We start from the raw sequence: 15,284 nt of genomic DNA on the forward strand, positions 1-15,284 counted from the left end.
GATGTTACAACCAAAGCGTACAAAATTCCGTAAGATGCACAAAGGCCGCAACCGCGGTCTGGCTGCTGGTACGGATGTTAGCTTCGGCACTTTCGGTCTGAAAGCTGTTGGCCGCGGTCGCCTGACTGCTCGTCAAATCGAAGCTGCACGTCGTGCTATGACTCGTGCTGTAAAGCGTCAAGGTAAGATCTGGATCCGTGTATTCCCGGACAAACCGATCACCGAAAAGCCGCTGGAAGTGCGTATGGGTAAAGGTAAAGGTAACGTAGAATACTGGGTTGCCTTGATTCAGCCAGGTAAAGTCCTGTACGAGATGGACGGTGTGCCGGAAGAGTTAGCCCGTGAGGCATTCCAACTGGCAGCAGCGAAACTGCCGATCAAAACCACCTTTGTAACTAAGACGGTGATGTAATGAAAGCACAAGAGCTGCGTGAAAAGAGCGTTGAAGAGCTGAACACTGAGTTGCTTGAACTGCTGCGCGAACAATTTAATCTGCGCATGCAGACAGCAAGTGGTCAACTACAACAAACTCACCTGTTGAAACAAGTGCGTCGTAATGTTGCACGTGTTAAGACTTTACTGACTGAGAAGGCGGGTGCGTAATGACCGATAAAATCCGTACTCTGCAAGGTCGTGTTGTTAGCGACAAAATGGAGAAATCCATGGTTGTTGCGATCGAACGTTTCGTGAAACACCCGCTTTACGGTAAATTCATTAGACGTACGACTAAGCTGCACGTACATGACGAGAACAACGAATGTGGTATTGGCGACGTGGTTGAAATCCGCGAATGCCGCCCACTGTCCAAAACAAAATCTTGGACGTTGGTCCGCGTTGTAGAGAAAGCGATTCTGTAATACAGTGAGCGCTCTCAAATAGGATAAACGGCTCAAGTATCTGGGCCGTTTATTTTTTCTACCCATAGTAAGGAAGCAGTGTTATAATGCTGCGCCTTCAATTATGGGGGCTTTTTTAACGACCCATTCTGGGTCCTATAAAGTAGTAGTTGACATTAGCGGAGCACTAACATGATCCAAGAACAGACTATGCTGAATGTGGCCGACAACTCCGGTGCACGTCGCGTAATGTGTATCAAGGTTCTAGGTGGCTCGCACCGTCGCTACGCAGGCGTCGGCGATATCATCAAAATTACCATCAAGGAAGCAATTCCTCGCGGTAAGGTGAAAAAAGGCGATGTGCTGAAGGCGGTTGTGGTGCGCACCAAGAAGGGTGTTCGTCGCCCGGACGGTTCTGTCATTCGCTTCGATGGAAATGCTTGCGTTATTTTAAATAATAACAGTGAACAGCCTATCGGTACGCGTATTTTTGGGCCGGTAACTCGTGAACTCCGTAATGAGAAGTTCATGAAAATTATCTCTCTGGCACCAGAAGTACTTTAAGGAGCGAATCATGGCAGCGAAGATCCGTCGTGATGACGAAGTTATTGTGCTAACCGGTAAAGATAAAGGTAAGCGCGGTAAGGTAAAAAATGTTCTGTCTTCTAGTAAGGTCATTATTGAAGGTATCAATCTGGTTAAGAAACATCAGAAGCCGGTTCCGGCTCTGAATCAACCAGGTGGCATCGTTGAAAAAGAAGCTGCAATTCAGGTTTCTAACGTTGCAATCTTCAATGCGGCTACTGGCAAGGCTGACCGTGTAGGCTTTAGATTCGAAGAGGGCAAAAAAGTCCGTTTCTTTAAATCTAATAGCGAAACTATCAAGTAATTTGGAGTAGTACGATGGCGAAACTGCATGATTACTACAAAGACGAAGTAGTTAAAAAACTGATGACTCAGTTTAGCTACAATTCTGTCATGCAAGTCCCTCGGGTCGAGAAGATCACCCTGAACATGGGTGTGGGTGAAGCGATTGCTGACAAAAAACTGCTGGATAATGCAGCAGCTGACCTGACAGCAATCTCCGGTCAAAAACCGTTTATCACCAAAGCACGCAAATCTGTTGCAGGCTTCAAAATCCGCCAGGGCTATCCGATCGGCTGTAAAGTAACTCTGCGTGGTGAACGCATGTGGGAGTTCCTTGAGCGCCTGATTTCTATTGCTGTACCGCGCATTCGTGACTTCCGTGGCTTGTCTGCCAAGTCATTCGATGGTCGTGGTAACTACAGCATGGGCGTGCGTGAGCAGATCATCTTCCCGGAAATCGATTATGACAAAGTCGATCGCGTTCGTGGTTTGGATATAACCATTACCACCACTGCGAAATCCGATGATGAAGGCCGTGCTCTGCTGGCTGCCTTTAACTTCCCGTTCCGCAAGTAAGGTAGGGTTACTAATGGCTAAGCAATCCATGAAAGCACGCGAAGTCAAACGCGTGAAGTTGGCTGACAAATTCTTCGCAAAGCGCGTTGAACTGAAAGCTATTATCTCTGACGTGAATGCTTCTGACGAAGATCGTTGGGATGCTGTTCTGAAGCTGCAGACTCTGCCGCGTGATTCCAGCCCGTCCCGTCAGCGTAACCGCTGCCGCCAGACTGGTCGTCCGCACGCTTTCCTGCGGAAGTTCGGGTTGAGCCGTATTAAGGTCCGTGAAGCCGCCATGCGCGGTGAAATCCCGGGTCTGAGAAAGGCTAGCTGGTAATTGTCACCAATTGAATCACGGGAGTAAAGACAGATGAGCATGCAAGATCCGATCGCGGATATGCTGACCCGTATCCGTAACGGTCAGGCCGCGAACAAAGTTGCGGTCACCATGCCTTCCTCCAAGCTGAAAGTGGCAATTGCCAACGTGCTGAAGGAAGAAGGCTTTATCGAAAATTTCAAAATTGAAGGCGACACCAAGCCTGTTCTGGAATTGGTACTTAAGTATTTCCAGGGCAAAGCTGTGGTAGAAAGCATTCAGCGTATTAGCCGCCCAGGTCTGCGCATCTACAAACGTAAAGATGAGCTGCCAAAAGTTATGGCTGGCTTGGGTATTGCAGTTGTTTCTACCTCTAAAGGTGTTATGACTGATCGTGCAGCTCGCCAAGCAGGTCTTGGTGGCGAGATTATCTGCTACGTAGCTTAATCGGGAGGAAAGAATGTCTCGTGTTGCAAAAGCACCCGTCGTCATTCCTGTCGGCGTAGAGGTAAAACTCAACGGTCAGGTTATTTCGATCAAGGGTAAAAACGGCGAGCTGACTCGTAAGATCCATGATGCCGTAGATGTTAAACAGGCTGATAACGTACTGACTTTCGCTCCGCGCGAAGGCTTCGTTGACGGTTGGGCCCAGGCTGGGACCACTCGTGCACTGTTAAACGGAATGGTTGTCGGTGTTACCGAAGGCTTCACCAAGAAGCTGCAATTGGTAGGTGTTGGTTACCGTGCTGCTGTTAAAGGCAATGTGGTAAATCTGGCTCTTGGGTTTTCTCATCCAGTTGACCATGCCCTACCAGCAGGTGTGAGTGCCGAATGTCCGTCTCAGACTGAAATTGTGCTGAAAGGCGCAGATAAACAGCTGGTCGGTCAAGTGGCGGCAGACCTGCGTGCTTACCGTCGTCCTGAGCCTTATAAAGGCAAGGGTGTTCGTTACGCCGACGAAGTCGTGCGTACCAAAGAGGCTAAGAAGAAGTAAGGTAACACTATGGATAAGAAATCAGCCCGTATCCGTCGTGCGACCCGCGCACGTCGCAAATTCCAGGAACTGGGTGCGACTCGTCTGGTGGTACATCGTACCCCTCGCCATATTTATGCGCAGGTTATCGCACCGAACGGTTCTGAAGTCCTGGTAGCCGCTTCGACTGTAGAAAAGGCTATCGCTGAACAACTGAAGTCCACTGGTAACAAAGATGCCGCTGCAACTGTAGGTAAAACTATTGCTCAGCGTGCTCTGGAAAAAGGCATCAAAGATGTTGCTTTTGACCGTTCCGGTTTCCAATATCATGGTCGAGTCCAGGCACTGGCAGATGCTGCCCGTGAAGCTGGCCTTCAGTTCTAAGGTAGAGGTGTAAGATGTCTCACATCGAGAAACAAGCTGGCGAACTGCAGGAAAAGCTGATCGCGGTAAATCGCGTATCTAAAACCGTTAAGGGTGGTCGTATTTTTAGCTTCACCGCACTAACTGTAGTCGGGGATGGTAATGGCCGCGTTGGTTTTGGTTACGGTAAAGCACGCGAAGTTCCGGCAGCGATCCAGAAAGCGATGGAAAAAGCTCGTCGCAATATGATGAATGTCGCGCTGAACAACGGCACTCTGCAGCACCCAGTTAAAGGTGCTCATACAGGGTCTCGCGTGTTCATGCAGCCAGCTTCCGAAGGTACCGGTATTATTGCCGGTGGCGCAATGCGCGCCGTACTAGAAGTTGCAGGGGTTCACAACGTATTGGCCAAAGCCTATGGTTCTACTAACCCGATTAACGTGGTTCGTGCAACTATTGCTGCCTTGGAAGATATGAAGTCCCCGGAAATGGTCGCTGCCAAGCGTGGTAAATCCGTTGAAGAAATTCTGGGGTAATTAACCATGGCAAAGACTATTAAAATTACTCAAACCCGTAGTGCAATCGGTCGTCTGCCGAAACATAAGGCGACACTGCTTGGCCTGGGTCTACGTCGTATTGGCCACACCGTTGAGCGTGAAGATACTCCCGCTGTTCGTGGTATGGTCAACGCGGTTTCCTACATGGTTAAAGTGGAGGAGTAACAGATGCGTTTAAATACTCTGTCTCCGGCCGAAGGTGCTAAACATGCACCAAAGCGTTTAGGTCGTGGTATTGGCTCTGGAACGGGCAAAACCGGCGGTCGTGGTCACAAAGGTCAGAAATCTCGTTCTGGCGGTGGTGTACGTCGTGGTTTTGAAGGTGGTCAGATGCCTTTATATCGTCGTTTGCCGAAATTTGGCTTCACTTCTCGCAAAGCAATGATTACGGCAGAAATTCGTTTGTCTGATCTGGCTCGTGTAGAAGGAGATGTTGTTGACCTGAATACGCTAAAAGCCGCTAACGTCATTGGCGTCCAGATTGAATTTGCGAAAGTAATTCTGTCAGGCGAAGTTGCTCGCCCGGTAACGATCCGTGGTCTACGTGTCACTAAAGGTGCTCGTGCTGCTATCGAAACTGCTGGCGGTAAAATTGAGGAATAAGTAGCAGATGGCTAAGCAACCAGGATTAGATTTTCAAAGTGCTAAAGGCGGAGTTGGCGAACTGAAGCGCAGACTATTGTTTGTTATCGGTGCGTTGATTGTTTTCCGCATTGGCTCTTTTATTCCCATTCCTGGTATTGATGCCACTGTGCTTGCCAAATTGCTCGAGCAACAGCGAGGCACCATCATTGAAATGTTTAATATGTTCTCTGGTGGTGCTCTCAGTCGTGCTTCTATCTTTGCTCTGGGGATCATGCCGTATATTTCGGCATCCATTATTATCCAGTTGCTGACAGTTGTGCACCCAGCTCTGGCGGAGATAAAGAAAGAAGGGGAAGCTGGACGTCGTAAGATAAGCCAGTATACCCGTTACGGTACGCTAGTATTGGGTATATTCCAGTCAATCGGTATAGCTACCGGTTTGCCGAATATGCCAGGGATGCAAGGTTTGGTGATTAATCCAGGCCTTGCGTTCTACTTTACCGCTGTTGTGAGTCTGGTTACAGGAACTATGTTCCTTATGTGGCTAGGTGAACAGATTACTGAACGAGGTATCGGAAACGGTATTTCTATCATAATCTTTGCTGGTATTGTTGCGGGTTTACCGCCAGCTATTGGCCATACTATCGAGCAAGCGCGGCAAGGCGATCTGCACTTCCTCCTGTTGCTGTTGGTTGCAGTTTTAGTGTTTGCAGTGACCTTCTTTGTTGTATTTATTGAGCGTGGTCAACGTCGTATTGTCGTTAATTATGCTAAACGTCAACAAGGGCGTCGCGTTTACGCAGCACAGAGTACGCATTTACCTCTGAAAGTGAATATGGCAGGCGTAATACCAGCTATTTTTGCTTCTAGTATTATTCTGTTCCCAGCAACGATTGCATCTTGGTTTGGGGGCGGTACCGGTTGGAACTGGCTGACAACAATTTCTATGTATTTGCAGCCTGGACAACCGCTTTATGTGCTACTCTATGCGTCTGCAATCATCTTCTTCTGTTTCTTTTACACGGCGTTGGTTTTCAACCCACGTGAAACAGCAGATAACCTGAAGAAGTCCGGTGCATTCGTGCCAGGAATTCGTCCGGGAGAGCAAACGGCGAAGTATATCGATAAGGTAATGACTCGTCTGACATTAATCGGTGCGATGTATATTACGTTTATCTGCCTCATCCCGGAGTTCATGCGTGACGCAATGAAGGTACCTTTCTATTTTGGCGGTACTTCATTACTTATTGTTGTTGTTGTCATCATGGACTTTATGGCTCAAGTGCAAACTCTGTTGATGTCAAGTCAGTATGAGTCTGCATTGAAGAAAGCAAACCTGAAAGGCTATAACCGCTAATCAGGGTAAGCTTGAGAAGTTACGGAGAGTAAAAATGAAAGTTCGTGCTTCCGTCAAGAAATTATGTCGTAACTGTAAGATCGTTAAGCGTAACGGTGTCGTTCGTGTCATCTGCAGTGCCGAGCCGAAGCATAAGCAGCGTCAAGGCTGATTATCTCACATATTTTTCTTGCAAAGTTGGGTTGAGCTGGCTAGATTAGCCAGCCGATCTTTTGTATGTAACTGCAATATCATTTGAGTATCCTGAAACGGGCTTTTCAGAGTGGTATTGCTGTATAAAATTGTAGGAGTGCATAGTGGCCCGTATAGCAGGCATTAACATTCCTGATCATAAACATACCGTTATTGCGTTAACCGCTATTTACGGTGTCGGTAGAATCCGTTCTAAGTCTATTTGTGCAGCAACGGGTATTGCCGAAGATGTTAAGATCAGTGAGCTGTCTGAAGAGCAAATCGATAAGCTGCGTGACGAAGTTGCCAAGTTTGTTGTCGAAGGTGATCTGCGTCGTGAAGTTACCCTGAGCATCAAGCGTCTTATGGATCTTGGTACTTATCGTGGTTTGCGTCATCGTCGTGGTCTACCGGTGCGCGGTCAGCGTACCAAGACTAACGCCCGTACCCGTAAGGGTCCGCGCAAACCGATCAAGAAATAATCGGGGTGATTGAATAATGGCAAAGGCACCTATTCGTGCACGTAAGCGTGTAAGAAAGCAAGTCTCTGACGGTGTGGCTCATATCCATGCTTCTTTCAACAACACCATCGTTACCATTACTGATCGTCAGGGTAATGCATTGGGTTGGGCAACTGCCGGTGGTTCCGGTTTCCGTGGTTCTCGAAAATCCACTCCGTTCGCCGCTCAGGTAGCAGCAGAGCGCTGTGCTGAAGCAGTGAAAGAGTACGGTATCAAGAATCTGGAAGTTATGGTTAAAGGACCTGGTCCGGGCCGTGAGTCTACTATCCGCGCGTTGAACGCGGCTGGTTTTCGCATCACTAATATTACTGATGTGACTCCGATCCCTCATAACGGTTGTCGTCCGCCGAAAAAGCGTCGCGTATAACGCTGCTTTTAGGATTGTTGGAGAAAGAAAATGGCAAGATATTTGGGTCCTAAGCTCAAGCTGAGCCGTCGTGAAGGCACCGACCTGTTTCTAAAGTCTGGTGTTCGTGCGATCGATTCCAAGTGTAAAATTGAACAAGCTCCTGGCCAGCATGGCGCACGCAAGCCGCGTCTGTCTGACTATGGTGTGCAGTTGCGTGAAAAGCAAAAAGTCCGTCGTATCTACGGTGTGCTTGAACGCCAGTTCCGTAACTATTACAAAGAAGCAGCTCGTCTGAAAGGCAACACAGGTGCAAACCTGTTGCAATTGCTTGAAGGCCGTCTGGATAACGTCGTTTATCGTATGGGTTTTGGTGCTACTCGTGCGGAAGCACGTCAGTTGGTCAGCCACAAAGCTATCATGGTAAATGGTCGCGTTGTTAACATTGCTTCTTATCAGGTATCTCCGAATGACGTAGTCAGCATCCGTGAGAAAGCTAAAAAGCAGTCTCGTGTTAAGGCTGCTCTGGAGCTGGCTGAGCAGCGTGAAAAGCCAACTTGGCTGGAAGTTGATGCTGCCAAGATGGAAGGTATGTTCAAGCGTAATCCTGAACGTACTGATCTGTCTGCTGACATTAATGAACACCTGATCGTCGAGCTTTACTCTAAGTAAGGCTTAGTACCAAAGAGAGGACACAATGCAGGGTTCTGTGACAGAGTTTCTAAAACCGCGCCTGGTAGATATCGAGCAAGTCAGTTCGACGCACGCCAAGGTGACCCTTGAGCCGTTAGAGCGGGGCTTTGGCCATACTCTTGGCAACGCACTGCGCCGTATTCTGCTTTCATCCATGCCAGGTTGCGCGGTGACCGAGGTTGAGATTGATGGTGTACTACATGAGTACAGCACCAAAGAAGGCGTACAGGAAGATATCCTGGAAATCCTGCTCAACCTGAAAGGGCTGGCGGTGAAAGTTCAAGGAAAAGATGAAGTTATTCTTACCTTGAATAAATCTGGCATTGGCCCTGTGACTGCCGCCGACATTACACATGATGGTGATGTCGAAATCGTCAAGCCACAGCATGTAATTTGCCATCTGACCGATGAAAACGCGAATATTAATATGCGTATTAAAGTTCAGCGTGGTCGTGGTTACGTGCCGGCATCTGCCCGTATTCATACGGAAGAAGATGAGCGCCCAATTGGTCGTTTGTTAGTCGATGCTTGCTACAGCCCTGTTGAGCGTATCGCTTACAATGTTGAAGCAGCTCGAGTAGAACAACGTACCGACTTGGATAAGCTGGTCATCGAAATGGAAACCAACGGTACGATCGATCCTGAAGAATCGATCCGCCGTGCGGCAACCATTCTGGCTGAACAATTGGAAGCTTTTGTTGACTTACGTGATGTACGTCAACCAGAAGTGAAAGAAGAAAAACCAGAATTCGATCCGATCCTGCTGCGCCCTGTTGACGATCTGGAATTGACTGTCCGCTCTGCTAACTGCCTCAAGGCAGAAGCTATCCACTACATCGGTGATCTGGTGCAACGTACCGAGGTTGAGTTGCTGAAAACGCCGAACCTGGGTAAGAAATCTCTTACTGAGATTAAAGACGTGCTGGCTTCCCGTGGCTTATCACTAGGCATGCGCCTGGAGAATTGGCCGCCTGCAAGCATTGCCGATGAGTAACCAGATCACAGGTTAAGGTTTTACTGAGAAGGATAAGGTCATGCGCCATCGTAAGAGTGGTCGTCAACTGAACCGTAACAGCAGCCATCGTCAGGCTATGTTCCGTAACATGGCTGGTTCTTTGGTTCGTCATGAGATTATCAAGACGACCTTGCCGAAAGCAAAAGAGCTGCGTCGTGTTGTTGAACCGCTGATTACTCTTGCCAAGACCGACAGCGTTGCTAATCGTCGTCTGGCATTTGCACGTACTCGTGATAACGAGATCGTGGCTAAACTGTTTAATGAATTGGGCCCGCGTTTTGCGAGCCGTGCTGGTGGTTACACTCGTATTCTTAAGTGTGGCTTCCGTGCAGGCGACAATGCGCCGATGGCATACATCGAGCTCGTTGATCGCGCCGCTTCTCAAACAGAAGAAGTCGCTACTGCAGAGTAAAATCTGTGCTAGCGTAAAAAAGCCGGGGAAACCCGGTTTTTTTACGCCTAAATGTCATGTCTTTTCTTATCTTTGCGAAATTTCTGCGTTATCCTTCTATTACTGTCTTTTGATAATGTCTCGTAGGAGAAGGCCATGTTTCTTATTGATGAATGGGCTGAGAGGCACATTGTCGAAGCCCAATTGAAAGGAGAGTTTGATAATTTATCTGGTTGTGGAAGACCGCTCCAGCTTGATGATAATAGTGCCGTTCCTGAAGAGTTACGATCAGCATTTCATTTACTTAAAAATGCCGGGTACCTTCCGCAGGAACTGTTGGACCGTAAAGAGGCCTTAACACTCATTCAACTGTTGCAGGAAATTAATCCTGAGCATCCTGAACATGACAAACTCAACAAACAGATTCGGCTTTTGGAGTTACGTTTACAACAGGCAGGAATGAGTACTGACTTTTTAAGAACCCGGTATCAATCAGCAATAAGTGATAAGTTGCTTAGCTCTTCTCAAAAGTCTTAGAGCAGATTAAATATACTGTGAGTGTTTAGTTTACGAACAGCAGCGTTCGTAATCTGTATTTACTAATAATGTGTCAGGAGTAATCATGTCTAATTATCGGCATACAAAAGGGCAAATCAATAATAATGCAATTGAAGCACTGCTTCACGATCCTTTATTCCGCCAAAGGGTTGAGAAAAATATGAAGGGGAAAGGAAGTTATCAACGCAAAGGAAAACATAAAAATTTTAATGGCAATAACTGGGAGGCCAGTGGTAAAAATCAGAAAATTTTTACCACTGGCCTTCTGATTGTGTAAATCAGTACGTAGGTGTTTTACTCGGCCTCTGATACTCCATTTTTTATTTCCTTTATTGTCTTCTGAATAATTCTCTTGATATGGGCATTAGAATTTCAAACACGCTAATGTCGTTACGATTAAGACTATTGCTTGGCCTGTTGCTTAAGTAAATCGCGAATTTCTATGAGTAATTTCTCTTCTGCACTGGGTTCAGCGGGCATTTTTGGTTTCTCTTCCTGTTTATGATGCATGCTATTTATCAGTTTGACCAAAGCAAAAATAGCAAAGGCAACAATAATAAAATCAAAGACATTCTGAATAAAAGTACCGTAGTTTATGACAACCTCAGGGGTATTGTTCTGTGCTTGACGCAATATAAAGTGAAAGTGCTTAACGTCGATGCCAGCAATAAGCAATCCCAAAGGGGGCATAATAATGTCAGAGACTAGTGATGAGATGATTTTACCAAACGCTGAGCCAACAATGACCCCTACCGCCAAGTCAATAACATTGCCACGCATGGCAAATTCACGGAATTCTTTAATAAAATTCATTTGGGCTCTCCCGACAATATCTATGTCAATTCTAACAAGGGGTGGTCGATTTGCCAGCAAGATAGATGTATGGCGTTGAGGTAGTCGACAACGGCCTGATCGTGATTACAAGAAGAAAGGGCTGGGTTGGAATAAGCGTTCTACTTCTGGAACATACTTTTTGTCGGTCAAGAACATAATGACATGGTCACCTTGCTCAATGTGTGTATTGTGGTTAGCGATGATGACATCATCACCTCTTACAATTGCACCGATGGTTGTTCCTGGTGGGAGTTTGATATCTTCAATCATGCGTCCAACTACTTTTGATGTTCCTTCATCACCATGAGCGATGGCCTCGATGGCTTCAGCCACACCTCGGCGTAATGATGAGACGCTGATAATATCCGCTTTACGAACATGTCCCAGTAAGGCTGAAATAGTCGCTTGTTGTGGAGATATAGCGACATCAATAACACTTCCTTGTACCAGATCGATATAAGCTCTGCGCTGGATCAAAACCATTACCTTTTTGGCACCCATCCGTTTAGCGAGCATGGCAGACATAATATTCGCTTCATCATCGTTAGTGATAGCGATGAAAACGTCAATTTGTTCAACATGCTCTTGGGTCAGAAGTTCCTGATCGGAAGCATCACCATGAAAGACGATGGTATTTTGTAGCCGTTCTGCGAGCTCTGCCGCCCGTTGTGTATCTTTCTCTATCAGTTTTACACTGTAGTCTCGTTCCAGCTTCATAGCCAAACCAAGACCCACGTTACCACCACCTACGATCATGATTCGTTTGTAGGGTTTTTCCAGCCGCTGTAACTCGCTCATTACTGCGCGAATATGTTGTGATGCGGCAACAAAAAATACTTCATCACCTGCTTCAATGATAGTCGATCCCTGAGGGCGGATAGGACGATCCTGTCGGAAAATAGCTGCAACGCGTGTTTCAATATGTGGCATATGTTCGCGCATAGAGGAAATGGCATTGCCCACTAACGGCCCGCCGTAATAAGCATTAACGGCAGCAATACTTACTTTCCCTTCTGCAAAAGTCACTACCTGCAGCGCACCAGGATATTCGATTAGTTTATAGATATTATCGATCACCAACTGCTCAGGAGAAATCAGATGATCAATGGGAACGGCCTCGGGCGTGAACAGTTGATCCGCCTCGCGTATATAGTCAGCTGAGCGAATGCGGGCGATACGATTAGGGGTATTAAATAGTGAGTAAGCAATTTGGCAGGCTATCATGTTTGTTTCGTCAGAATTGGTGACGGCAACCAGCATGTCTGCATCTTCTGCGCCTGCTTCACGTAATACCCGTGGATGAGATGCATAGCCAGTGACAACACGGAGATCGAATTTATCCTGAAGCTGACGTAAGCGGGCCGTATTGGTATCAACAACAGTAATATCGTTGTTTTCTCCCGATAAATTTTCTGCCAGTGTTCCACCGACCTGACCAGCACCAAGAATAATAATCTTCATAGTTATTTTTGCCGTGTATTTTGAGACTTAGATAATACTGGAACCGATGTCAGCGTTTTACCAGCTTCGCATAAAAGAAACCATCCCCGCCCTCTAAAGAGGGCAGCTTCTGAATTCCTGGATGATCATGATCACCCGTATCTACCAAATCCGCATCGGGGTGACGGCCAAGGAATGCTGAAATTTGCATGTGGTTTTCTTCTGGCAAGATGGAGCAGGTCGCGTAAACAAGCGTGCCGCCAGGTTTTAGTCGTGGCCAGATAGCTTCCAGAATTTCCTGTTGTAAGATGGTCAGCTCGGCAATATCACTATCTCGTCGTAACCACTTAATATCAGGATGACGTCTAATCACACCCGTTGCTGAACAGGGAGCATCTAACAGAATACGATCGAATGTTCTGTCGCCACACCAGACAGCCGGTGTTCTGCCATCTCCTTGTTTCAGTTCTGCATTCAACTGTAAGCGTTGCAGATTTTCTTTGACTCGTGCCAGACGTTGTTCGTCAATATCAACGGCAAGTACATGTGATTTAGGAGCAGCTTCAAGAATATGGGTGGTTTTCCCTCCGGGCGCAGCGCATAAATCAAGGATTGACTCACCATCTTCAGGGGCTAGCCAGTGTATACAACCTTGCGCTGATGCATCTTGTATTGTTACCCACCCTTGATTGAAGCCTGGCAGATTCGTTACCGCACAGGGAACCATTAGCCTTATAGCATCTGGATAATCAGCGCTCTGACTTGCCTCAATGCCGTTTTGCTGTAGCAAAGACAGATATTCATTACGTTGGTGATGTAGACGGTTGACCCTTAGCCACATTGGAGGGTGTTGATTATTCGCTTCAACAATGTTTTTCCAATCAGCCGGATAGACGGTCTTAATGCGGTTCAGCAGCCACTTAGGATGTAAATACCGAGCATCATTGTTTTCCAGCCTTTGCAGTAATTCCTCCTGTTGACGCTGAAATTGCCGTAACACTCCATTAATCAAACCTTTTAACTGTGGACGCTTTAATGCTGTCGCACCGTTGACCGTCTCGGCGAGTGCAGCATGGGGGGGTATACGAGTGTAAAGTAATTGGTAGATACCAATCATAAGTAAATAGTGTAATACCCTTTGTTTGCCGGTAAGTGGTTTTGCCATTAACTGCTGGATACACCACTCTAGTTGTGGCAGGGCTCTCAGCACACCGAAACAAAGTTCCTGCAATAAACTACGGTCCTTTTCTGAGATATCGCGTTGATAAATAGGTAATACATTACTAAGCGATTGCCCCTGGTCCAGAACCTGAGCGATAACTTTTGCTGCGATACTGCGGAGGTTATATGTACTTTTCATTGTTTCAGCGACGGTATGTGAAGTGAGATGTACCGGTGTGTGTACACCGGTACCAATGGGAATCAGGCAAGTACACGGCCTGGAGTAAACCACTCTCGGCGTGAATTCAGCAGATCCTGAACCGGCATGGTTTTTTTGCCAGCGGGTTGTAATACCAGGATATTTAACAGACCATTGGCAGTGGCGATCTGAATGCCTGCTTTATCCGCCTTTATTACAGTGCCAGGTTGTGCATGATGATCCATTTTGAGGGCTTCGGCTTTCCACACTTTTACCGGTTGGCCATCAATCATAAAATAGCTGACTGGCCATGGATTAAAGGCCCTGATGCAGCGTGCCAGTTGCTCTGCTGAAAGTTGCCAATCTAACAACGCTTCTTCTTTATTGAGCTTGTCGGCATAGGTCGCCAGCACATCATTTTGCATTTCGGGTTCGGCCTGAGATGCAGCTAATTGACTCAATGTCGTCAGTAGCCCCTGTGGTCCTAGCTCAGCCAGCTTGTCGTAGAGTGTGGCGCTGGTATCTTCCGGAAGAATGGCACATTCAATTTTGTGCAACATGGCTCCAGTATCTAATCCAGCGTCCATTTGCATAATGGTTACGCCCGTCAGTTTATCCCCTGCCCATAATGCACGTTGTATGGGCGCGGCACCACGCCAGCGCGGTAATAATGAGCCGTGAACATTGATACAACCTAAACGAGGCATATCCAGCACTGCCTGTGGCAAGAGCAGCCCATAAGCAACAACAACCATTATGTCGGCATTGAGCGCTGCGACCAGTTGCTGATTCTCGACAGGGCGCAAGGATTTCGGTTGAAAAACCGGGATGCCATGTTGTTCAGCCAGCAATTTTACCGGACTGGCTGTGAGTTTATTTCCACGTCCGGCAGGTCTGTCTGGCTGAGTAAATACGCCAATAACTTCATGCTCAGACAAAAGCAGCGCGTTGAGGTGACGTGCTGCAAAATCGGGAGTACCTGCAAAAATAATACGTAATGACACGTGATTTCCTGCCTGGAAAAGAGTGATTAGGCCCGGCTGTTTTGCTTCGCCAGTTTTTCCAGCTTTTGACGAATCCGCTGGCGTTTTAACGGCGACAGATAATCAACAAACAGCTTTCCAACCAGATGGTCCATTTCATGCTGGATACAGATAGCTAACAAACCGTCGGTTTCCAGTTCAAATGAGTTGCCTTCGCGATCTAACGCCCGGACCTTAACGTGCTCGGCTCGAGGAATGAGTGCTCGGGTCTCGGGAATAGACAAGCAGCCTTCTTCTATACCAGTTTCACCGTTTTTCTCAAGTAGCTCTGGGTTGATGAATACCAGACGTTGATTACGTTCTTCTGAAATATCCATCACGATGATTCGTTGATGAATATCAACCTGAGTAGCCGCTAAGCCAATGCCTTCTTCTTCGTACATGGTATCGAACATATCGTCCACAATACGTTGAATCTCTGCATTCACTTCTTTGACGGGCTCAGCCGTAATGCGGAGCCGCTCATCTTCCGGATAATGTAATACCTGCAAAACTGACAT

27 protein-coding genes are annotated in these 15,284 nt (G+C 47.1%); 22 read left to right on the forward strand and 5 right to left on the reverse strand.

Annotated elements, in window-relative coordinates; all coding sequences use genetic code 11:
- Nucleotide 1: 1 nt before the first annotated feature.
- The 22 genes from rplP (at nucleotide 2) to RS889_RS02095 (ending at nucleotide 10,384) form a co-directional block, all read left to right on the forward strand.
- Complete coding sequence (gene rplP, locus RS889_RS01990) at nucleotides 2–412, forward strand: 50S ribosomal protein L16 (protein WP_009111208.1); 411 nt, start codon at nucleotides 2–4, stop codon at nucleotides 410–412.
- A complete protein-coding gene (gene rpmC / locus RS889_RS01995) occupies nucleotides 412–603 on the forward strand; it encodes a 50S ribosomal protein L29 (RefSeq protein ID WP_021013344.1) in 192 nt (63 codons plus the stop codon). The genes rplP and rpmC overlap by 1 nt, the downstream gene beginning before the upstream one ends.
- Nucleotides 603–857 (forward strand): 30S ribosomal protein S17, encoded by a 255-nt coding sequence (rpsQ, locus tag RS889_RS02000; protein ID WP_021013343.1) that lies wholly within the window; start codon nucleotides 603–605, stop codon nucleotides 855–857. Before rpmC ends, rpsQ begins: the two co-directional genes overlap by 1 nt.
- A gap of 171 nt (nucleotides 858–1,028) precedes the next feature.
- Nucleotides 1,029–1,400 carry a 50S ribosomal protein L14 gene (gene rplN, locus RS889_RS02005; RefSeq protein ID WP_000613954.1) on the forward strand — a complete coding sequence of 124 codons (372 nt, stop codon included), beginning with the start codon at nucleotides 1,029–1,031 and terminating at the stop codon, nucleotides 1,398–1,400.
- Nucleotides 1,401–1,410: 10 nt separating this feature from the next.
- The gene (gene rplX, locus RS889_RS02010) at nucleotides 1,411–1,725 is read left to right on the forward strand and encodes a 50S ribosomal protein L24 (protein ID WP_021013342.1); all 315 of its coding nucleotides are present in this window, start codon (nucleotides 1,411–1,413) and stop codon (nucleotides 1,723–1,725) included.
- 14 nt (nucleotides 1,726–1,739) lie between these two features.
- Nucleotides 1,740–2,279 (forward strand): 50S ribosomal protein L5, encoded by a 540-nt coding sequence (gene rplE / locus RS889_RS02015; RefSeq protein ID WP_021013341.1) that lies wholly within the window; start codon nucleotides 1,740–1,742, stop codon nucleotides 2,277–2,279.
- Nucleotides 2,280–2,292: 13 nt separating this feature from the next.
- Nucleotides 2,293–2,598 (forward strand): 30S ribosomal protein S14, encoded by a 306-nt coding sequence (gene rpsN / locus RS889_RS02020; RefSeq protein ID WP_021013340.1) that lies wholly within the window; start codon nucleotides 2,293–2,295, stop codon nucleotides 2,596–2,598.
- Nucleotides 2,599–2,631: 33 nt separating this feature from the next.
- Nucleotides 2,632–3,024: a 30S ribosomal protein S8 gene (gene rpsH / locus RS889_RS02025; protein ID WP_021013339.1), complete on the forward strand. Its 393-nt coding sequence runs from the start codon at nucleotides 2,632–2,634 to the stop codon at nucleotides 3,022–3,024.
- Nucleotides 3,025–3,037: 13 nt separating this feature from the next.
- The gene (gene rplF / locus RS889_RS02030; protein WP_021013338.1) at nucleotides 3,038–3,571 is read left to right on the forward strand and encodes a 50S ribosomal protein L6; all 534 of its coding nucleotides are present in this window, start codon (nucleotides 3,038–3,040) and stop codon (nucleotides 3,569–3,571) included.
- Between the two features lie 9 nt (nucleotides 3,572–3,580).
- Entirely contained in the window at nucleotides 3,581–3,934 is a 354-nt protein-coding gene (gene rplR, locus RS889_RS02035) for a 50S ribosomal protein L18 (RefSeq protein WP_021013337.1), read from the forward strand.
- 14 nt (nucleotides 3,935–3,948) lie between these two features.
- Nucleotides 3,949–4,449 carry a 30S ribosomal protein S5 gene (gene rpsE / locus RS889_RS02040; protein ID WP_021013336.1) on the forward strand — a complete coding sequence of 167 codons (501 nt, stop codon included), beginning with the start codon at nucleotides 3,949–3,951 and terminating at the stop codon, nucleotides 4,447–4,449.
- Nucleotides 4,450–4,455: 6 nt separating this feature from the next.
- On the forward strand, nucleotides 4,456–4,635 hold the full coding sequence (gene rpmD, locus RS889_RS02045) for a 50S ribosomal protein L30 (protein ID WP_004846568.1): 180 nt from the start codon (nucleotides 4,456–4,458) through the stop codon (nucleotides 4,633–4,635).
- A gap of 3 nt (nucleotides 4,636–4,638) precedes the next feature.
- On the forward strand, nucleotides 4,639–5,073 hold the full coding sequence (gene rplO / locus RS889_RS02050) for a 50S ribosomal protein L15 (RefSeq protein ID WP_021013335.1): 435 nt from the start codon (nucleotides 4,639–4,641) through the stop codon (nucleotides 5,071–5,073).
- A gap of 7 nt (nucleotides 5,074–5,080) precedes the next feature.
- Nucleotides 5,081–6,412 carry a preprotein translocase subunit SecY gene (gene secY, locus RS889_RS02055; protein ID WP_021013334.1) on the forward strand — a complete coding sequence of 444 codons (1,332 nt, stop codon included), beginning with the start codon at nucleotides 5,081–5,083 and terminating at the stop codon, nucleotides 6,410–6,412.
- Between the two features lie 34 nt (nucleotides 6,413–6,446).
- A complete protein-coding gene (gene rpmJ / locus RS889_RS02060) occupies nucleotides 6,447–6,563 on the forward strand; it encodes a 50S ribosomal protein L36 (protein ID WP_002227352.1) in 117 nt (38 codons plus the stop codon).
- Between the two features lie 145 nt (nucleotides 6,564–6,708).
- Nucleotides 6,709–7,065, forward strand: coding sequence for a 30S ribosomal protein S13 (rpsM, locus tag RS889_RS02065; RefSeq protein WP_021013333.1), 357 nt, complete (start codon nucleotides 6,709–6,711; stop codon nucleotides 7,063–7,065).
- 16 nt (nucleotides 7,066–7,081) lie between these two features.
- Nucleotides 7,082–7,471, forward strand: a complete 390-nt coding sequence (gene rpsK / locus RS889_RS02070; RefSeq protein WP_002919257.1) for a 30S ribosomal protein S11 — start codon at nucleotides 7,082–7,084, stop codon at nucleotides 7,469–7,471.
- Between the two features lie 30 nt (nucleotides 7,472–7,501).
- Nucleotides 7,502–8,122 (forward strand): 30S ribosomal protein S4, encoded by a 621-nt coding sequence (rpsD, locus tag RS889_RS02075; protein ID WP_021013332.1) that lies wholly within the window; start codon nucleotides 7,502–7,504, stop codon nucleotides 8,120–8,122.
- A 25-nt stretch (nucleotides 8,123–8,147) separates the two neighbouring features.
- The gene (locus RS889_RS02080; protein ID WP_021013331.1) at nucleotides 8,148–9,137 is read left to right on the forward strand and encodes a DNA-directed RNA polymerase subunit alpha; all 990 of its coding nucleotides are present in this window, start codon (nucleotides 8,148–8,150) and stop codon (nucleotides 9,135–9,137) included.
- A 40-nt stretch (nucleotides 9,138–9,177) separates the two neighbouring features.
- Nucleotides 9,178–9,570: a 50S ribosomal protein L17 gene (gene rplQ, locus RS889_RS02085; RefSeq protein WP_021013330.1), complete on the forward strand. Its 393-nt coding sequence runs from the start codon at nucleotides 9,178–9,180 to the stop codon at nucleotides 9,568–9,570.
- A 135-nt stretch (nucleotides 9,571–9,705) separates the two neighbouring features.
- Nucleotides 9,706–10,086 (forward strand): DnaJ family domain-containing protein, encoded by a 381-nt coding sequence (locus RS889_RS02090; RefSeq protein ID WP_290180772.1) that lies wholly within the window; start codon nucleotides 9,706–9,708, stop codon nucleotides 10,084–10,086.
- A gap of 85 nt (nucleotides 10,087–10,171) precedes the next feature.
- Nucleotides 10,172–10,384 carry an alternative ribosome-rescue factor A gene (locus RS889_RS02095; RefSeq protein WP_315709146.1) on the forward strand — a complete coding sequence of 71 codons (213 nt, stop codon included), beginning with the start codon at nucleotides 10,172–10,174 and terminating at the stop codon, nucleotides 10,382–10,384.
- Nucleotides 10,385–10,509: 125 nt separating this feature from the next.
- On the opposite strand, the gene mscL is transcribed toward RS889_RS02095, so the two are convergent.
- The 5 genes from mscL to def all read right to left on the reverse strand — a co-directional run bounded on the left by mscL (nucleotide 10,510) and on the right by def (nucleotide 15,284).
- On the reverse strand, nucleotides 10,510–10,920 hold the full coding sequence (gene mscL, locus RS889_RS02100; protein WP_315709147.1) for a large-conductance mechanosensitive channel protein MscL: 411 nt from the start codon (nucleotides 10,918–10,920) through the stop codon (nucleotides 10,510–10,512).
- 105 nt (nucleotides 10,921–11,025) lie between these two features.
- On the reverse strand, nucleotides 11,026–12,402 hold the full coding sequence (trkA, locus tag RS889_RS02105; protein ID WP_021013326.1) for a Trk system potassium transporter TrkA: 1,377 nt from the start codon (nucleotides 12,400–12,402) through the stop codon (nucleotides 11,026–11,028).
- A 49-nt stretch (nucleotides 12,403–12,451) separates the two neighbouring features.
- Nucleotides 12,452–13,741: a 16S rRNA (cytosine(967)-C(5))-methyltransferase RsmB gene (gene rsmB / locus RS889_RS02110; protein WP_101377472.1), complete on the reverse strand. Its 1,290-nt coding sequence runs from the start codon at nucleotides 13,739–13,741 to the stop codon at nucleotides 12,452–12,454.
- Nucleotides 13,742–13,803: 62 nt separating this feature from the next.
- Complete coding sequence (fmt, locus tag RS889_RS02115) at nucleotides 13,804–14,745, reverse strand: methionyl-tRNA formyltransferase (RefSeq protein WP_021013324.1); 942 nt, start codon at nucleotides 14,743–14,745, stop codon at nucleotides 13,804–13,806.
- 26 nt (nucleotides 14,746–14,771) lie between these two features.
- Entirely contained in the window at nucleotides 14,772–15,284 is a 513-nt protein-coding gene (def, locus tag RS889_RS02120; protein WP_021013323.1) for a peptide deformylase, read from the reverse strand.

It is taken from the genome of Brenneria uluponensis, from assembly GCF_032395385.1.
GTDB classification, from domain to species: domain Bacteria; phylum Pseudomonadota; class Gammaproteobacteria; order Enterobacterales; family Enterobacteriaceae; genus Prodigiosinella; species Prodigiosinella aquatilis.